Source organism: uncultured Tateyamaria sp. (assembly GCF_947497045.1).
Classification (GTDB): domain Bacteria; phylum Pseudomonadota; class Alphaproteobacteria; order Rhodobacterales; family Rhodobacteraceae; genus Tateyamaria.
Map to the genome: position 1 here is coordinate 195178 of NZ_CANMEU010000002.1, position 17955 is coordinate 213132.

Below are 17955 nucleotides of genomic sequence, written 5' to 3' on the forward strand. Positions count from 1 at the left end.
CGTCAGCTTTGCGGCGCAGGGTCTGTCCCATTTCATGGTGAACAAGGATCATTTCGCGGCGATATCCTATTTGCGCGAAAATCCGATCATTCCAATGGGTTTTGCTGCGATGGTTATGCAGGGGCTGATTATGTCAGTTGCTTTGCGCGCATGGCGGGAAGGCGACGCTACGATTGCGAATGGCTTCGCGATTGCTGCTGCCTTTGGCGTCTTCCTGATCGCCTACATCACTTTGGTCGAACCTGCAAAGTACGAAACGCCGGACATATTCGCATGGATCAGAGTTGAAGCGTTCGTTGGTCTTGTGCAGTTCTCGGCTTTCGGCATCCTTTTGGGGCTCATCCACAGCAAGCTTGGCTGACAAACACCGACAAGGCATCCTCCGACCCGACCTCAGGGTGCCTCTTGCGAACCGAATCCGGCGCTTATGTTGCCAGATGAGAAAACTCAAGGAGCCAGAAATGAGCGACGTTGCGACACCGCATGTCCGCTGGAAGCCGATCCCCCGCGGCCTCAAGGTGCTATCGATTGTCATGGTACTATGGGCAATTGGGTCGGCTATGAACCTACCGACCTTGATGGCGAAAGGATTGCCCGTGTTGGGCACGTTCGTATTTGGAACCACCGCCCTCCTTGTAGTAATGTTTCTCGATTTCATTGGACCATTGGTATTCTTCTACGCTTTGTGGAACAGAAAACCCTGGGGGCTTCCTTGGGCTTTTTTCTACATTGGTCTGTTCCTTCTAAATGGGGGTGTCGCGTTATTTACTTTGGCGGATCAGCTTGGAATGACACAGATCGCGATACCGAACCTTGTCAGCATGGTTTTCCTTGCTCTGATCTACTGGAATAGGTCTTATTTTGCTGTTTTGAACCAATAGCCCTTTGCCCAGTATCAATCCGGCTTGGCTTGGCTCAAATTACCGTAACTTCATAGTTAACGTTCATGCTACCCAAAGCATCCGTGACTCTGGGCTCAGAGCGGGCCTCGAATGCGGCGCAGCATCGCTGTTGTCCAAGCTGTTTGCTACGACGAGAACGGCCCCGAACAGCCGTCCACCTTCACCGCCCCTTGAACAGTCCGCCCAATATCCCGCGCACCATGCGCCTGCCGGTCACCCCTGTCAGTTCCTTCACCACCATCTTGGTCATCGCCTCACCAAAGCCGGGCGCGGATCGTGTGTTGCGCGAGGTGGAGCGTGTCACGCGGGTGCCCGCATACCGCCGACCTGCGTTAAATTCACGCAAGACAGGCCCGCCTTCTTCGGCCTTTTCCTCGGACATAGCGGCCTCGCTTGCCGCCTTGTCAGCACGGGCCTTGAGAATTTCGAAGGCCGATTTTCGATCAAGGGGTGCGTCGTATTTCCCGGCCATGTCGCCTGCCGCCATATGTGCGGCACGCTCGGCCTTGGTGACCGGGCCCAACTGGGATGAGGGGGGCCGGATCAACGTACGCTCGACGATCCCCGGCACGCCTTTCTTTTGCAGCATGGACGTCACGGCCTCGCCCACGCCAACTTCGCGAATGGCCTCTTCGGTCGAAAAACGGGGGTTCTCGCGATACGTCTCGGCCGCCATGCGCAATTCCTTGCGGTCCTTGGCGGTGAAGGCGCGCAAGGCGTGCTGAAAGCGGTTGCCAAGCTGGCCCAGAATATCCTCGGGCACATCCGCCGGGTTTTGCGTGATGAAATAGACCCCCACCCCTTTGGAGCGGATGAGGCGGGCGACCTGTTCAACCTTGTCGACAAGCGCCTTGGGGGCGTCCTCGAACAGCAGATGCGCCTCGTCAAAGAAAAAGACCAGCTTGGGTTTGTCCGGGTCACCCACCTCGGGCAATTCCTCGAACAGTTCCGACAGCAACCACAACAGGAAGGTCGCATAAAGGCCGGGTGCACCCATCAGCTTGTCCGCGGCGAGGATGTTGATCATGCCGCGCCCGTCCGCATCCGCACGCATCAGGTCCGCGAGTTCCAGCGCCGGTTCGCCAAACAGGCCCGCCCCGCCCTGATTTTCGAGCACCAGCAGGCGGCGCTGGATGGCCCCGATGGATTGGGTCGACACATTGCCATAGCGCAAGGACAGCGATTTCGCATTCTCACCGATCCACACCAGCAGCGCTTGCAGGTCCTTGAGGTCCAGCAGCGGCAGGCCCTCCTCATCCGAGAGACGGAAGGCAATGTTGAGAATGCCCTCTTGTGCCTCGGTCAACTCCAGCAGCCGGGCCAGCAGCAAGGGGCCCATTTCGGTGATCGTGGTGCGCACCGGGTGGCCCTGATCACCAAACAGATCCCAGAACGTGACGGGACAAGCGTGATAGGCATAATCCGCAAAGCCGATCTTGGCCGCGCGTTCGGTGAAGGGGCCGTGCAATTTGTGCTCTGGCGTGCCGGACTTGGCGAGGCCGGACAGATCCCCTTTGACGTCTGACAGGAACACCGGGACGCCTGCATTGGAAAACCCTTCGGCGAGGATTTGCAAGGTCACAGTCTTACCCGTGCCCGTCGCCCCGGCGATCAGTCCGTGACGGTTGGCATATTTCAGGGTCAATCCTTGGGACGTGCCGTAGTCCAGGCCGCCGCCGCCGATAAAGATGTCGTCGCTCATGTGTGTTAACCTTTTGTCCATGGGCACTGTCGCCCCGACCATACAAAGTTAACACTTGGGTGCCATAGTGTTCTTGTTCCCGCCTACGAGTCCTCCTGGCGTGGAACATTTCCTCCCTGTCAGACTGGCCGCGCCTTGTGCGCGGCCTTTTTTCCAAACACGCGCTGGCACAGAATGTGACCGGATTGGCACGGATTAGCTGTTGACCGCTGACAGGTCCTCTCGTAACGTCACCACCAATAAGTCGGCCAGTCCGACGGGGAGAAAAATACTTGAAAAAGGGGGCTTTGGGGCCTCCTTTTTTGCGTTTCAGCGTTCGTCCGCCGTGCCTGCATCAAATCTTTACGCTTTGGCCCTGACAGCGGGTTCCGGGCGTGCTATCTCGCCTGCAAAATGAAACAAGACGGATCTGATATGCGTATTTCTCTGATTGCCTTGTCGATGGCATTTTTGTTGCCTGCCGCGCTGATGGCACAATCCACAGACACCGAAACCACAGATACAGACGCGCCCGCCACCGAGGCAGAAGCCGACGCCGGGACCGGCGGGTCCTCGATCGAGGATCAGCTGAGCCTTGGTGAAGACGCCAGCGGCCCGCAGGTGGGCCAGAACTATGTCGCCGAGAAGATTGGCGATTGGGAAATGCGCTGCATCAGGACCGAAGACGGCGAAGACCCCTGCCAGATGTATCAGCTGATGCAGGATGACGAGGGTACGCCGGTCGCCGAAATCTCGATCTTCCGCCTGCCCGAAGGTGGCCGTGCCGTTGCGGGTGCCACGATCATCGTTCCACTGGAAACCTCGCTGCCCCAGCAATTGACCATTCAGGTCGATGGTGGTCAGGCGCGCCGGTATCCTTATGCGTTCTGCAATTCCATCGGGTGCTATTCGCGCGTGGGCATGGTTGCCGAAGAGGTGGCCTCGTTCAGGAATGGCAACGCGGCCAAGGTGACCTTGGTACCAGCACAGGCTCCCGACCAGAAGGTCGAACTGGAATTGTCGCTGACCGGCTTCACAGCGTCCTACAACAAGACGACAATCGCGCAGAACTGAGCGCTGTTGATTGCATCTTTGAAAGGCCATCCCGCGATCCGGGGTGGCCTTTTCGCGTTTCAGACCCGGCGCATGGCAATGACCGCGTTCATACCCCCGAAAGCAAAGGCATTTGACAGGGCCACATCGATCTTGGTCTCGCGCGCTTCGTTTGGCACAACGTCAAGCGCACACTCGGGGTCAGGCTCCTCGTAGCCGATGGTGGGTGCAATCACCCCGTCGCGCAGCGCCATGATGCAGGCCAGCAATTCGACAGCCCCGGTGCCGCCAATCAAGTGCCCGTGCATGGATTTGGTAGATGAGATCATCAGCTTGTCCGCATGCGGCCCAAACACATCCGCCACAGCGGCGCATTCGGTCTTGTCGTTGGCGGCGGTGCCGGTGCCATGCGCATTGATATAGCCGACCTGATCGGCATTAATGCGGGCATCGGCCAAAGCCCCTGACATGGCCCGCGCCGCCCCATTCTTGGACGGCATCACGATATCTGCGGCATCCGAGGACATCGCAAACCCGACCACCTCGCACAGGATATCCGCACCCCGCGCACGGGCGCGTTGATACTCTTCGAATACGAACACCCCCGCCCCTTCGCCCTGCACCATACCGTTGCGATTGGCCGAAAACGGACGGCACGCGTCCTTGGACATGACGCGCAAACCTTCCCACGCCTTGACCCCGCCAAAGCACAGCATGGATTCCGATCCGCCTGTCACCATGGCCGGGGCCATGCCCGTGCGCACCATCTGAAAGGCCTGGGCCATGGCGTGATTGGACGAGGCACAGGCCGTCGAGACGGTAAAGGATGGGCCCTTGAGGTTATATTCCATGCTCACATGAGAGGCCGCGGCATTGTTCATCAACTTGGGCACGACAAAGGGATGCACCCGGTTCTTGCCCTCTTCATATACTGAGCGATAATTGGCATCCCACGTGCTGACGCCGCCGCCTGCGGTGCCCAGAACGACCCCCGATTTCGCCGCAAGTTCGCCTGTAAAGGTCAGCCCGGATTGCGCGATGGCCTCTTTGGCGGCGGCCAGCGTGAATTGGGTAAAGCGGTCATAGAGGCTCATCTGTTGGCGGTTGTAGCGCCCTTCGGCCTCAAACCCGTGCACCTGACCGCCAATCTTGATCGACAGCCGGTCCACATCCTGAAAGTCAAGCGCACCAATCCCGCAGCGCCCCTCGCGCATCGCCTCAAGCGTGTCGGCAACATCGTGACCAAGGGCGTTGACCGTGCCGGCCCCCGTGATGACAACGCGGTGCATCAGGGGATCTCGCCCGCGATCAACGTCTCGATCCCGGCAATAATCGAGCGCACGGTCGAGATATCAAAATCGCTTTTGGTCGGCTCGTTGGCGTTGAAGGGGATCGATATGTCGAACTCTTCTTCGATCGCAAATATGCTTTCGACCAACCCCAGACTGTCAATCCCGAGATCCTCAAGCGTACTGTCCAGATGGACATCACCCGGTTCAAGCACCGCCTGTTCAGCGACGATTTCAATCACCTTGTCCTGCACGCTCATGGCAGCCGCCCCTTTGCCCGTTCTGGCGTTGATTTAGTCACTGGGGTCCGCCTTGAAAACCGCTTTCTTGAGGTCTGCGATGTCGCGCAAATAGCGGGGCAGTCGGCGCAGGGCCTTGTAAGTATCGATCTGCCCTTTCATTTCGGTGGCGGGATAGCCCATCATCACCTTTCCCGTATGCACCGAACTCAGCACTTTGGAACCCGCGGTGATCACCACCCGATCCCCGATTTTCAGATTATCAGCAACGCCGACCTGTCCGGCACAGACCACGAAATTGCCCATCGTGGTGGACCCTGCGATGCCGACCAGAGCGCAAAGCAGATTGTCGGTGCCGATGACCACATTATGCCCGATTTGAACCAGCGCGTCGATTTTGGTGCGCGCGCCGATGCGGGTCGCGCGGATGGTGCCATTGTCGACCGTCGTATTTGACCCGATTTCGACATCATCCGCAATCTCGACGCTGCCGAGGCTCGCGATCCGGGCCCAGGCCTGGTCTGCGCTCTCCCCCTGCTCGCCAAGGGTTTCGCGCACCGACTCGGCTCCACTTTTTTCCGGCGTCACAAAGGAAAACCCGTCGCCTCCGACGCGCGCGCCGGGGTGGGCGATGAACCGTGCCCCGATCCGCACCTTGGCCCCGATGCTGACATGTTCGCGCAAGAAGGTCCCCGGCCCCAGATGCGCTTGCCAGCCGACATAACAGAGCGGTCCGATCACCGACCCGTCGCCAATCACTGCCTCCGCACCGATCACCGCCCCCGGGCCGATGCTCACACCCGCCCCGATTTGGGCTGTAGGGTCGATGATTGCCGCGCCGTGAATGCCGGGCGCAAAGCCTTGGCCCTGATCCATCATAGACGTCAGCCGCGACATCGCAAAGCGCGGGCGCACAGGCAGGATCGCAGCCTTGAGGCCGAGGGCCTGCCAATCCGCATCCGCCCAGAGCATTGCGGCTTCGGCCCGGCCCTCTTTCAAGGTCGCGGCGTATTTTGGTGTCCCCGCGAGTGCGAGGTCGCCGACACCGGCATCGCCCGGCTCCGCCAATGCGGTTATGGTCAGGCTTGTGTCACCCACGGCCTGTGCCTCAAGGGCGGTGGCCAAAGCGCCAATCGTATATTGCATCAATGCCCCCTCATGTTCAGGGGCATGACTTACCCCTGAACCGCGCGCAGAGCCACCCCCGCATTGGACAGCTCACGCCAGACCTTGGCATCCCGGCCATAGATGTCGCGGCGGTATTGGGTGTGCCCTTTGGCAGTGGTAAAGGCGGTGCGGTAGATGATGTGCACCGGCACGGGCGACTTCAGATCAACCCGCGTTTCGCGGCCCGTGGCCAGCACCGACTGAAAATACTTTTCCGGGTTGGCTTCCTGCTTGGCCAGCAGCGCGTAGGCAAAGTCGAACGGATCAGCCAGACGCACGCAGCCATGGCTATAGGCACGCACCTCGCGACCAAAGAGGTTCTTGGCCGGTGTGTCATGCAGATAGATGTTATGCACGTTGGGGAACATGAATTTCACCAACCCCAATGCGTTGCCTTTGCTGGGCGGTTGGCGCATCGCGAAGGGGAACGTCTTCTCGGTATATTGCGAGAAATTCACAGCACCCCGGTTCACTTTGCGCCCTTTGCTGTCGGTAATTTCAATGTGCTTGACCGCATTGCGGTTGCGTTTCAGCGCAGGCAGATACTCCTTGGTAACAATGGAGCGGGGAACATACCAGCTTGGGTTGATCACCATGAATTCCATCACATCGGAGAATTCAGGCGTCGGGCGATCATCCTTGTTGGCCCCAACCACCGAACGCGTCTGGAACGTGACCTTGCCATTGTCGATCACCTTGGCGGTAAAATCGGGGATGTTCACCAGAATGTGGCGTTTGCCACGCTCCTGATTGACCCACCGCTCCCGCTCCATCGCGACGATGATGGATTGTAGACGGGCCTGCACATCCTTGTTGATTTCTGCCATCGTGCCGGCACCGGCAACACCGTCCGCGGACAGACCATGGGCAAGCTGGAATTGCTGCACACCCGATTGCATCGCCGCATCATATGTCTGGCTGTTGGTCCGCTTGAGAAAGCCCATAGCGATCAGCCGGTTGCGCATCGCCACGACTTCGCCCCCCGACTGGCCCGGTTTCAGCGCCTTGGCCGGAACGCGTGCACCCCACCCACCTTTGGACAGCAGCCGCTCCATCCGCAGCTTTTCCTTCATCAAGGCATTGTATTCCATAGTCTTTGGGGCAAGCGCCTTGAAAAAACCGCCCGGTGAGGATTTGGAGAAGTTCACCAGATAGGACGTGCGATCCCGGTAGGGCACCTGACGCACAATGGCGCGGTCCACACGGCTTGGGACCAGAACACCCGTCTGCAGATCTCGTGCATATTGCAGAAAGGTCCGGCTCAACTCGACCTCAACCAGACCGCGATCCCGCTCGGTCTTGGCCGCTTTCATCTTGGCCTGCAATCCGGCGGCATCATAACGCGCTGTCGGCAGCCCGTGATTGCCCGCCCCGTCCAGCGCCTTGAACAGTGCAGACCGACGCTGACGTTCCTTGCCAGACCGACCCGTCCACAGACTGGCATATCCGTTCGCCTTGTAGAACGCCGCGATATCCGCGTCGCGTGCGGCGGCTTCGGCCACGGCTTGCTTGAATGCTGTGACCTGTGCGGTCGCCGTTTGAGGCATCCCGGTCAGGACCAAAGCCAGCGTCACCGCCAGCAGCGTTGCCCAAATGCGGGGCCTCCAGAAAGTCGAAACGGTCACGGTCATATTGCACCTCGTAAAATAAATCTCTTGCCAGTGGGTAAATATATCTCAAATCAGATTGTGGAGTGTCCATTCACAACCCCAACATTTAGCGAAGTTGGCCCCGTCTGATGCGCATGTGCATCGCTGGCCGGGGCCTGCGCCACAAAAGATCCAATTTGCGCAAGAATCTGCCAAAATCAGTTGCGATGAAATGTGTGACAGATTCAGCACTTGGTAAACGAATCGTCCTATGACATAGATATGGTGCATCTGGGGACGAGATGAATAGACCCGTGTAACATCATGGGCAGGCAGCAGGCAGGCGTACGGGGCGCGCAGTAAATGACACATGAAATCTCTTCGGGTATGACCCGCCGCGCACTTATGGGCGCATTTGCGGCAACAGCGATCACAGCCGCACCGACCTACTCCAACGCAGCAGGATTTCTGCGCGGATCAGGCGATATTCGCCGCCTCCGGATGTATTCCGGTCGGACAGGCGAGCGGATCGACATGATTTATTGGATCGAGGGCGACTACATCAAGGACGCGGTACAGGAAGTGAATCACTTCATGCGCGACTGGCGCACGGATGATGTGAAAAACATGGACCTGCGAACGGTCGATATTATGGCCGCCGCACATAATCTGCTGGAGGCTGACGAACCCTATATGTTGCTGTCAGGCTATCGCAGCCCGAAAACCAACGCGATGTTGCGCTCGCGCAGCCGTGGTGTGGCCAAGAATTCGCTGCACATGAAAGGGCAAGCCGCTGATCTGCGCCTGTCCACGCGGTCAGTCAGTCAGATGGCGCGCGCCGCTGTTGCCTGTCGCGGCGGTGGGGTCGGAAAATATTCCGGCTCGAATTTTGTGCATATGGATTGCGGCGTCGTGCGCAGTTGGGGCGGCTGACTTTAAGCGGCCCTTTTTGATATGTACTGACAGGCGTGTTCCAAATGGGTTCGCGCCTTTTTTGTGTGTCGGGATCGGAACAACGCTCAATGTCTCGACGCGCCTTGCCACGATAGCGCGAGTAAGGCCCTCCACTATGATCGACGGATCGGCGTCGGGCTGCTCTTTTTCTGCTCGACCCCACCGCGCGAGATGGATGTGGCACGCACGGTCTCGGCCCCCTGATGCCCCACTTCGATCTCGACCCGGTTCAATTCGGTGTCCAGACCACCAAAGCACTGGTGCATCGCATCAAGAATACCAACGTCCGAGAGCGTATTAACGCGCGGTTTTGGATTGTTGCGGGGGCTGGGAACGGTGCCGGGAAACAGATAGATGCACGGGGGTGGTACGCGATATGGGCCGACCTCGGTCAGCCGGGTCTGATCCGTTGCCAGTTTCGGACAAGGTCGGGCCAGCGTGCCACAAATCCAGTCCCAGACAACCAGCCCGTCGATGCGCTGATTTCGGTCGATCATCTCGGCACTCAACCGGGTGTGGATGCCGGACCACACGTTGTGGCGGGGATCGGCACCTGGATTGCTGCACACGCTCCAAACGATGAACTCATCCGCGTGCGGAGGACGTTCAAAGATGTTCGTGTTGTTCCCGTCCAGACACCCTTTCAACTCGATGATTGCGGTTCGTCCGGTGTTGAGCGTCACAAAATAGTCGTGGCGGTTTGCCTCACCCGCCGACCCCCAATCCGTGATATAGCCGCCCTCCTGCATATGGCTGAGGACCAGCGAAACAAAATCCCGCTTCTCCTTCATCGACGCGGAAAACTGGCCTCTGATACGTTCAATCGTGCCTCGGAACAGGCCCGACTGATAAAAGTCCTGCTCGTCGAGACCATGATCGCCAAGCGTGTGCGCCTGGGTCTTGAGCACCTCGGCGAACTCCAGGATCTTCTTGCGCAACTCGGCGTTCTTTTCGCAGGGTATTTCGCTCACGCGCGCACCCGGCTTTGGGCGAGTGCGGTTTCTGAAATCAGCTTTTCAAACAGATGCTTGGCGATATAGCGCACGACCGGAACCACAACGCCATCACCGGTCAGGTGGTAGGCCTCATTATAACGCGCGGGCAGCGCGTAGGTGTCAGGCAGCCCCATCAGGCGCGCTGTCTCACGCGTCGAAATCAATCGCGATCTGATCTTTTTACCCTCGACCACCATGATCAACTGGCGCGATGACCCACCCGCAGGTGTGCGCAGGCACCCGGCAATCTCGTCAAAGCGGATTTCGGCGCGTTGCACCTTGATCCCATGTTCATGCCGCGTGCGTTTGTAGATCGTTCCGACCATTTTCACGCCAGCCGCCTTGGCCGTCTCGACCTTGGCCAGGTTCACCTCTGACATCATCGACAGCAGCGTGGTTGTCTCGGACGCGCTGTGCCACTTGGTGGAGGTCGGCGTGTCCTCGACGAAATCAGCGAACTTGGTTTTGCGCCTTGGCGGGGTTGGCATGGACCACCACAGCCAGTCGTTCTGCAACACGCCCGGCAATCTGCCAAAGGCGTTTTTCAGACTGGTCGGGTGCCAAGGGGCTTTGGGTGCCTCGCAGATCGCCATGGGAGGCACCGTCACATCCGCGCGCACGGCGATGATGAAAAGGCGCGGTCGCGATTGCGGCACGAAATGCACCGCATCCGCAACAATCGCGCCGTATCGATAGCCAAGACTGCTGAGTGCCTCACAAATCGCTGTAAAATCCGCACCCTTGTGGGAGGTCAGCGTCCCAAGCACGTTTTCCAAAGCGATGATGCGCGGCGCGCGCCCCTCGTCGCGCAGCGCCTGAATGTGGTGAATAAAGGGCCAGAAGGTTCCGGAGCGGTCACCTCTCAGCCCCGCGCCCTCGCCCGCCAAAGACAGATCCTGACACGGGAAGGACCCCCACACCATATCAGGTTCGCCGGGCATGTCTTCGGGTGCGATGTTGCGGATATCATCAACGATCAGATGGTCGTCGCCCCAGTTCCGGCGATATGTCTCGGCTTTCTTGTGATCGAAATCATTGGCGAGAAGGCACTGCCACCCCTCACCAAGACCGGCCAGGGCCATGCCCCCACCCGCAAAGAACTCATAGAAACTACGCAAAGCCTGTGACCCCCGCTTTGCCCAAATAGATCAGACCAACGAGAACTAAGCAAGAACACATTGGGACATGTTTCCTGATCCGGTGCGGGAAAAAGGTGGCGATCGCACCAGGATTCGAACCTGGGACCTCTGCCTTCGGAGGGCAGCGCTCTATCCAGCTGAGCTATGCGACCACGTGTTGGTGCGTTTTCGGTGCCAGCGCACGTCATTCGCGATGGTTTTGCCTTCAGCCCTCCGAGCGCCGCGCGCCATCCAGCCAAAGGATCACTGCCCGGCGGTATAGCGGGGTGCCGAAGGTGCTGCAATTGCTAATCTCGCGCGATGCGGTGCCTCAGGCAAACAGATCGTGCGCCAGTTCCAGTGCGTCGATCAGCACGTCGACCTCATCCGTGGTGTTGTACATCGCGAAGGATGCGCGGCACGTGGCCGTCAGCCCCAGATGCTCCATCAATGGGCCGGTGCAATGCTGACCCGCACGCACCGCGACCCCCTTTTTGTCAAGGATGGTCGAGATGTCATGCGCATGCCCGGCCCCATCCAGCGTGAACGAAAAAATCGCGCCTTTGTCGGGGGTTGTACCCTGTACTTGAAGCCAGTTGAGACCGTTCAGCCGGTCCACCGCATAGTCGCGTAACCGATCCTCATGGGCCTGGATCGCATCCATACCGTGGCCCATCATATAGTCGATCGCCACGCCAAGGCCGATCATCTGCACGATACCGGGCGTGCCCGCCTCGAACCGCATTGGGCCGTCATTATAGGTCACCGCATCTTTGGCGACCTCCTTGATCATGTCCCCGCCCCCGATAAAGGGGCGCATTTCGGTCATCCGCTCCGCCTTGACATAGATCGCGCCGGACCCGGACGGACCATAGAGTTTGTGTCCTGTGATCGCATAGAAATCTGCATCGATATCCTGCACATCCACCGGCATGTGCACCGCGGCTTGCGAGCCATCAACCAGGACAGGCACACCGCGTTCATGCGCGGCAGCGCAGATCGTTTTCACATCGACCTTGGTGCCAAGCACGTTGGACATATGGGTCACGGCAATCAGCTTGGTTTTGGGCCCAATCGCGTCAATGACCTTTTGCGGGTCAAGCGCGCCTGTCGCATCCACATCCACCCATTTCAGCACCACACCCTGCCGTTCGCGCAGGAAATGCCAGGGCACGATATTGGCGTGGTGTTCCATCACGCTGAGGATGATCTCGTCGCCCGCCTCAAGGCGCGGCATGGCCCACCCATAGGCGACCATGTTGATGCCTTCGGTGGTGCCGGAGTTGAAGATGATCTCGTCTTCGGAGCCCGCATTCAGGAACTTGGTGATCTTGGCGCGCACGGATTCATAGTTGTCCGTGGCAAGGTTCGACAGAAAGTGCAGACCCCGGTGGACGTTGGCATATTCCTCGGAATAGGCGCGCGAAATGGCGTCGATCACCACCTGCGGTTTCTGCGCCGAGGCCCCGTTGTCGAGGTAGACAAGCGGCTTGCCATTCACCTCGCGTGACAAGATAGGAAAATCGGCACGAATGCGATTTACGTCATACATATCAAAGTCCTCCGGCTGACACGCCCATCACGGTCAGGATCAGCATCAGTCCGATAAAGACACCCACCACGACCGCAACCAGCAGTCCAAGCGCGTGCAAAAGAGAGTCAAATCGCAAGGCTGCGCTGATGAAATGCAGCATCAGCCAAAAGGCCAGGATCATCACGCCCAGGGCGGCAAGTCCCGCAAGGGTCGGCACCACAAAGCTGAGCAGCAGGATCGCGGCCTGCGCCACTGCGCGTAGCGCCTGAAGCCAGACCAGCAAGACCAGCAGATCGCTCATTTCACCCTGCCCGCCCATCGCGCGCCCCGCCCAGAACAGTCCCTGCACCATCACAACCAGCCCGCCCGCGATCAGGACGAACAGCAATATGGGTCGCTCAAGCAGGGCCAGAACCGGCAGCGCCGCGCGCGCGACATCATCAACCGCTTGCCCTGCCAGGACGACGGGCCCGGTGGCCAGTATCGCGTTGATCGCCGCCACCGCACACAGCGCCATGTAAAGCGTTGTGCGGTCCACGTCCCAACCCATGATCCGGTCCGCCGTGCCCTTGGGGTCGCGCACCGTATCAACGGCCAGTTGCGTCCAATTGATCATGTGCGCCGCTCCTGCGCGATATCGCCACCGATCCAGAACCACAAAAACACGCAGCACCAGATCAGCCCGACGATCTGCGTCTCAAGGCCCGGTCCGACAAATCCGGCAACCAACCCATGCAGCAGGATCAGCGGGGTCGAGGCAAACAGCGCCCAAAACAGCGCCAGTCGGGCACCATAGGCATCACCACGTCCGCCAAGCACACGGCCAATCCCGCGCACCAGAAACGCAATCGCGTAAAACAGAAGCGGGGCGATGAACAGCCACGCCATCAGGGTCGCCCCCATCAGCATATCAAGGTCCTGCCCGGTCAGATGGGCCTCGCGCGACAGCCGGGGCAACTGCGCCACAAAGATCAGCGCACAGGCCCCCATCAGATAGGCCAGTGCCCGGTCCTCGCGTTGGCCAAGGTCAAGCAAACGGCGGATCACCCGGCCCGGCCCCCGATAGGTCGCGGCAATATTGTGGGTCAGCGCCATCAGCCCCGATGCCGCTCCAGCCAGCCCTCAAGGCGATCCACGATCACATCGCGCAGCCCTTCGTCTTCGATCTCCTCAACCGCTTCGGCGAGGAACGCAAGGGTCAGCAGGTCGGTTGCGAGCGCCTCCGGCACGCCGCGCGAGCGCAGGTAGAACAGCGCCTCTTCGTCAATCGCGCCCGAGGTCGAGCCGTGCGAACACACCACATCATCGGCATAGATTTCCAACTCGGGCTTGGCAAGGAACTCGCTGTCGCCATCCAGCAAAAGCGATTGGCTGATCTGATAGCCATCCGTCTTTTGCGCGCCCGCCTTGACGAGAATCTTGCCCTGAAACACGCCCACGGCTCCGTTGCGCAGGACTTTCTTGAAGACCTGACGGCTTTCGCAGCGTTCCGCATCATGGGTTATGAACACCGTGTCATCGTGATGGAAATCACCGTCCCCGACACAGGCACCGGCCACATGGGCAATCGCATCATCGCCGGTCAACTCGATCACGCATTCATTGCGTGTCAGCCGTCCGTTCACGGTCAACGTAAAGGATTTGAAGGTCGACTCTGTGCCCAAGCGCGCAAAAAGATGCGTCGCAGCGCGGCGTTCATGGTCACGCCCCTGCGCGCGCACATGGTGGAAGGTGGCGGTGTCAGCAATGTCGACCTCCATCACCTTGTTGAACCGGGCCGCGGCAGGCCCATTTTCAAGCACAGTCAGTTCGGCCCCCGCATCCAGCTTGATCACGTGGTGCAGGATCGCATCCGACGCCTCGTCGCTGTGATTGTAGACAAGGCTGATCGGTTTGGGGGCCTTACCCGTCACATGGATCAGCACACCATCGGTGGCAAAAGCCGTGTTCAACGTGGCCAGGGGGCGCGGCACCGGCGTTTGGCCGCGCGCCTCAAGGACACCGTAAACGCCTTTGGCCCAGTGGATATCCGCGCCCGCCCCGGCCAGCCGCTCAATGCTGAGGTGATCCATCGCAAGCGGGTCGGACGCATCGGCGTTGAACACCCCATCGTCAAACACGACCGATAACGTGTCGGTTCCCTCGAACAGCGCAGCCTCGCCCGCATCAAAGAGAGCCGCTTGTGGCGCGTCGGCTTGGGTCAGCGCATCGGGGCGGGTGAATTTCCAGTATTCATCGCGCCGTTCAGGCAAGCCCATGGCGCGCAGCCGGGCCACCGCGTCCGAACGTGTCGACGCAGACCATCCGTCTGTTTGCAAGTTCAGGCCAGCGATCCGCGCTTCGGTCGCATTCTGTTTTTCTGCGGTCGCGCTCATCACGCCACCTCAGCCAAGATATCGGCATACCCGTTGTTTTCAACTTCAAGCGCCAGTTCGGGCCCGCCGGTTTTCACGATGCGGCCATCCGCCATGATGTGCACCACATCGGGTTTGATATGGTCCAGCAGGCGCTGATAGTGGGTGATCACAAGGAATCCACGGCCCTCATTGCGCAGCGCATTCACGCCTTCGGCCACCAGCTTCATCGCGTCAACGTCCAACCCCGAATCCGTTTCATCCAGAATGCACATCTTGGGTTCAAGCATGGCCATCTGCAGGATTTCGTTGCGCTTTTTCTCACCACCGGAGAAGCCGACATTGACGGGACGTTTCAGCATATCGGCGTCGATCTTGAGTTCCCTGGCGCGGGCGCGCACGACTTTGAGGAACTCCGCCGCGCTCATTTCGTCCTCGCCGCGCGCCTTGCGCTGTGCATTCACCGCCGTGCGCAGAAAGGTCATGTTGCCAACACCGGGAATTTCGACAGGATATTGAAAGGCGAGGAACAGGCCGGCAGCGGCGCGCTCTTCGGGCTCAATATCAAGCAGATCAATATCCCCCAGATGGGCGGTGCCGTCGGTCACCTCATAACCATCCTTGCCCGACAACACATAGGACAGCGTCGACTTGCCCGACCCGTTGGGCCCCATGATGGCATGCACCTTGCCCGCCTCGACACTCAGGTCGACACCTTTGAGGATCTGCTTGTCCTCTTCTTCGAGTTTCACATGCAAGTTTCTGATGTTAAGCATTTTTCTTCTTCCTTTGGCGCATGATGCGCGTTTATCCGATGATCACGGCGGTGCCCGAAACGGACACCATCAGCATGCTGTCCCCAACCACTTCATAGTCGAGGTCGATGCCGACAACCGCGTTGGCACCTGCCTGCGCGGCGCGCTCTTCCAATTCCTGCATGGCCGTGTCGCGCGCATCCTGTAGCTTGGATTCGTAAGCGCCCGAACGACCCCCGATGATGTCCGTGATACCCGCAAAGAAATCGCGCACCACATTGGCCCCCATGATCGCTTCGCCCACGACAATGCCGCGATAGTCCGTGATCTTGTAGCCCTCGACGGTGTTTGTGGTGGTCAGGATCATGCCACGCCCCCACTGAGATAGCTGTAAAGCATCATTGCCAGCAACGCGGCCCCCGCCGCTGCCGAGGCGATCACGAAGGGCGAGCCGCCAAGCAATCCGGTCGAGGTCTTGCCCTTACGTTTGCGCATATAAAGCCCGATCAGCGTGCCGATAAACACACCCACAGCGGCCCCTGCGGACTGTTGAACAAGGTCCTGGATCATCTGTCGTCATCCGTCCCGGACTTGGGCGCAAACACAAACCATGCCGCACGCGCAGCCCCGCCTGTCATCGCACCTGCAACGGCAAAACCAACCATCAACGATGGTGCCAAGATCGCCCCCAACCCGGCACCCAGCAAAGCGCCAAGGGCGACCCAACCCAGCATCGTTGCCGGAATATTGGGGGCCTTATGATCCTTTGATCCGACCACGATCAGCCCACCGACCCTTCAAGCGAAATTGCCACAAGCTGTTGGGCTTCCATGGCAAATTCCATTGGCAGCGCCTGAAGCACGTCCTTGCAGAACCCGTTGACAACCAGGGCCACGGCTTCTTCTTCGTCCATGCCACGGCTGCGGCAATAGAACAGCTGGTCATCATCAACCTTGGAGGTCGTCGCCTCATGTTCCACGCGGGACGAGTTGTTCTTGACCTCGATGTAAGGCACTGTATGTGCCCCGCATTTGTCGCCAATTAGCAGGCTGTCGCACTGGGTGTAGTTGCGCGACTCCTTGGCCTTGGGGTGCATCGACACGAGCCCGCGATAGGTGTTTTGTGCCTTGCCCGCGCTGATGCCTTTGGACACGATGCGCGACTTGGTGTTCTTGCCCAGATGGATCATCTTGGTGCCGGTGTCGGCCTGCTGCATGTTGTTGGCGATGGCGATCGAATAGAACTCGCCCTGACTGTCATTGCCGCGCAGGATGCAGGACGGGTATTTCCACGTCACAGCCGACCCGGTTTCCACTTGCGTCCACATCACCTTGGCCCGGTCACCCCGGCAATCGGCACGTTTGGTGACGAAGTTATAGATGCCGCCCTTGCCGTTCTCATCACCGGGATACCAGTTCTGAACGGTCGAATATTTCACCTCGGCATCTTCTTCGACGATGATCTCGACCACAGCGGCGTGCAGTTGGGCAATGTCACGCTGCGGCGCGGTACACCCCTCAAGGTAGGACACATAGCTGCCCTTGTCGGCAATGATCAGCGTCCGCTCAAACTGGCCCGTGTTTTCGGCATTGATGCGGAAATAGGTGCTCAACTCCATCGGGCAGCGCACGCCCGGCGGTACATAGACAAAGGAGCCGTCAGAAAACACAGCCGAATTGAGCGTCGCATAATAGTTGTCCGACACCGGCACGACCGAACCGAGGTATTTCCTAACCAGTTCGGGGTGGTCCTTGATCGCCTCAGAAATCGAACAGAAGATAACGCCCGCCTTGGCCAGTTCGTCCTTGAAGGTCGTGCCGACCGACACGGAGTCAAATACGGCATCCACAGCCACCTTGCGCGGGGCATCGCCCGCCTCTTCGGCACCCTCGACACCCGCAAGGATCATTTGCTCCTTCAACGGAATGCCGAGTTTTGCATATGTTTCCAGCAACTTGGGGTCCACCTCATCCAGGGACTTGGGCTTCACCTCCATCGATTTGGGACGGGCATAATAATACTGGTCCTGGAAATCGATCTGCGGATAGTCGACCATCGCCCATGTGGGCTCTTCTTTCCGCAACCAGCGCTCGTAGGCGGCCAGACGCCATTCGAGCATCCATTCGGGTTCTTCGTTTTTCTCGGAAATCAGCTTGACGATATCAGGGGAAAGGCCCTTTGGGGCGTATTCCATTTCGATGTCGGTTTCCCAGCCGTATTTATACGCACCGCCAACCTCACGAACCGCATCGACCGTTTCCTGATCAACGCCATCCTTGACCACCACATCGTCTACAACATTGTCCATATCAGACATTTCCCTCT

Annotated in this window: 20 protein-coding genes and 1 tRNA gene; 4 read left to right on the top strand and 17 right to left on the bottom strand. The window is 59.1% G+C overall.

What is annotated here, in order from left to right; genetic code table 11:
* The first annotated feature begins 34 nt into the window (after positions 1-34).
* Positions 35-361 (top strand): hypothetical protein, encoded by a 327-nt coding sequence (locus Q0859_RS04465; RefSeq protein ID WP_299147978.1) that lies wholly within the window; start codon positions 35-37, stop codon positions 359-361.
* A 100-nt stretch (positions 362-461) separates the two neighbouring features.
* A complete protein-coding gene (locus tag Q0859_RS04470; RefSeq protein WP_299147981.1) occupies positions 462-881 on the top strand; it encodes a hypothetical protein in 420 nt (139 codons plus the stop codon).
* Between the two features lie 181 nt (positions 882-1062).
* On the opposite strand, the gene Q0859_RS04475 is transcribed toward Q0859_RS04470, so the two are convergent.
* The gene (locus Q0859_RS04475) at positions 1063-2604 is read right to left on the bottom strand and encodes a helicase HerA-like domain-containing protein (protein ID WP_299147983.1); all 1542 of its coding nucleotides are present in this window, start codon (positions 2602-2604) and stop codon (positions 1063-1065) included.
* Between the two features lie 414 nt (positions 2605-3018).
* On the opposite strand from Q0859_RS04475, the gene Q0859_RS04480 reads away from it, so the two are divergent.
* Positions 3019-3657 carry an invasion associated locus B family protein gene (locus Q0859_RS04480; protein ID WP_299147985.1) on the top strand — a complete coding sequence of 213 codons (639 nt, stop codon included), beginning with the start codon at positions 3019-3021 and terminating at the stop codon, positions 3655-3657.
* A gap of 59 nt (positions 3658-3716) precedes the next feature.
* On the opposite strand, the gene Q0859_RS04485 is transcribed toward Q0859_RS04480, so the two are convergent.
* Genes Q0859_RS04485 through Q0859_RS04500 form a run of 4 tightly spaced genes read right to left on the bottom strand, consistent with a single transcriptional unit; the run spans position 3717 to position 7878 of the window.
* Positions 3717-4925, bottom strand: a complete 1209-nt coding sequence (locus tag Q0859_RS04485) for a beta-ketoacyl-[acyl-carrier-protein] synthase family protein (protein ID WP_299147986.1) — start codon at positions 4923-4925, stop codon at positions 3717-3719.
* Entirely contained in the window at positions 4925-5185 is a 261-nt protein-coding gene (locus tag Q0859_RS04490) for an acyl carrier protein (protein ID WP_299147988.1), read from the bottom strand. The genes Q0859_RS04485 and Q0859_RS04490 overlap by 1 nt, the downstream gene beginning before the upstream one ends.
* Before the next feature lie 33 nt (positions 5186-5218).
* The gene (locus tag Q0859_RS04495) at positions 5219-6310 is read right to left on the bottom strand and encodes a UDP-3-O-(3-hydroxymyristoyl)glucosamine N-acyltransferase (protein ID WP_299147990.1); all 1092 of its coding nucleotides are present in this window, start codon (positions 6308-6310) and stop codon (positions 5219-5221) included.
* A 29-nt stretch (positions 6311-6339) separates the two neighbouring features.
* On the bottom strand, positions 6340-7878 hold the full coding sequence (locus Q0859_RS04500) for a L,D-transpeptidase family protein (protein WP_299148909.1): 1539 nt from the start codon (positions 7876-7878) through the stop codon (positions 6340-6342).
* 405 nt (positions 7879-8283) lie between these two features.
* Here Q0859_RS04500 and Q0859_RS04505 point away from each other — a divergent pair, with 405 nt between their 5' ends.
* The gene (locus Q0859_RS04505) at positions 8284-8853 is read left to right on the top strand and encodes a DUF882 domain-containing protein (RefSeq protein WP_299147992.1); all 570 of its coding nucleotides are present in this window, start codon (positions 8284-8286) and stop codon (positions 8851-8853) included.
* Positions 8854-8987: 134 nt separating this feature from the next.
* On the opposite strand, the gene Q0859_RS04510 is transcribed toward Q0859_RS04505, so the two are convergent.
* From Q0859_RS04510 to sufB, 12 genes are all read right to left on the bottom strand, one after another.
* Positions 8988-9845 (bottom strand): hypothetical protein, encoded by an 858-nt coding sequence (locus Q0859_RS04510; protein WP_299147993.1) that lies wholly within the window; start codon positions 9843-9845, stop codon positions 8988-8990.
* Positions 9842-10987, bottom strand: coding sequence for a DNA cytosine methyltransferase (locus tag Q0859_RS04515; protein ID WP_299147995.1), 1146 nt, complete (start codon positions 10985-10987; stop codon positions 9842-9844). The genes Q0859_RS04510 and Q0859_RS04515 overlap by 4 nt, the downstream gene beginning before the upstream one ends.
* A 96-nt stretch (positions 10988-11083) precedes the next feature.
* A tRNA-Arg gene (locus Q0859_RS04520) sits at positions 11084-11160 on the bottom strand.
* Between the two features lie 158 nt (positions 11161-11318).
* Positions 11319-12539: a cysteine desulfurase gene (locus Q0859_RS04525; protein WP_299147998.1), complete on the bottom strand. Its 1221-nt coding sequence runs from the start codon at positions 12537-12539 to the stop codon at positions 11319-11321.
* A 1-nt stretch (position 12540) separates the two neighbouring features.
* Positions 12541-13137 carry a YIP1 family protein gene (locus Q0859_RS04530; RefSeq protein WP_299147999.1) on the bottom strand — a complete coding sequence of 199 codons (597 nt, stop codon included), beginning with the start codon at positions 13135-13137 and terminating at the stop codon, positions 12541-12543.
* Entirely contained in the window at positions 13134-13616 is a 483-nt protein-coding gene (locus Q0859_RS04535; RefSeq protein WP_299148001.1) for a YIP1 family protein, read from the bottom strand. The genes Q0859_RS04530 and Q0859_RS04535 overlap by 4 nt, the downstream gene beginning before the upstream one ends.
* Positions 13616-14896: a Fe-S cluster assembly protein SufD gene (gene sufD / locus Q0859_RS04540; RefSeq protein ID WP_299148002.1), complete on the bottom strand. Its 1281-nt coding sequence runs from the start codon at positions 14894-14896 to the stop codon at positions 13616-13618. Before sufD ends, Q0859_RS04535 begins: the two co-directional genes overlap by 1 nt.
* Positions 14896-15651, bottom strand: coding sequence for a Fe-S cluster assembly ATPase SufC (gene sufC, locus Q0859_RS04545; protein WP_299148004.1), 756 nt, complete (start codon positions 15649-15651; stop codon positions 14896-14898). The genes sufD and sufC overlap by 1 nt, the downstream gene beginning before the upstream one ends.
* 31 nt (positions 15652-15682) lie before the next feature.
* Complete coding sequence (locus Q0859_RS04550; protein ID WP_299148006.1) at positions 15683-15997, bottom strand: heavy metal-binding domain-containing protein; 315 nt, start codon at positions 15995-15997, stop codon at positions 15683-15685.
* Positions 15994-16200: a hypothetical protein gene (locus Q0859_RS04555; RefSeq protein ID WP_299148008.1), complete on the bottom strand. Its 207-nt coding sequence runs from the start codon at positions 16198-16200 to the stop codon at positions 15994-15996. Before Q0859_RS04555 ends, Q0859_RS04550 begins: the two co-directional genes overlap by 4 nt.
* Positions 16197-16364 (bottom strand): hypothetical protein, encoded by a 168-nt coding sequence (locus Q0859_RS04560; protein ID WP_299148010.1) that lies wholly within the window; start codon positions 16362-16364, stop codon positions 16197-16199. The genes Q0859_RS04555 and Q0859_RS04560 overlap by 4 nt, the downstream gene beginning before the upstream one ends.
* A 47-nt stretch (positions 16365-16411) precedes the next feature.
* Entirely contained in the window at positions 16412-17947 is a 1536-nt protein-coding gene (gene sufB / locus Q0859_RS04565) for a Fe-S cluster assembly protein SufB (RefSeq protein ID WP_299148012.1), read from the bottom strand.
* Positions 17948-17955: the final 8 nt, after the last annotated feature.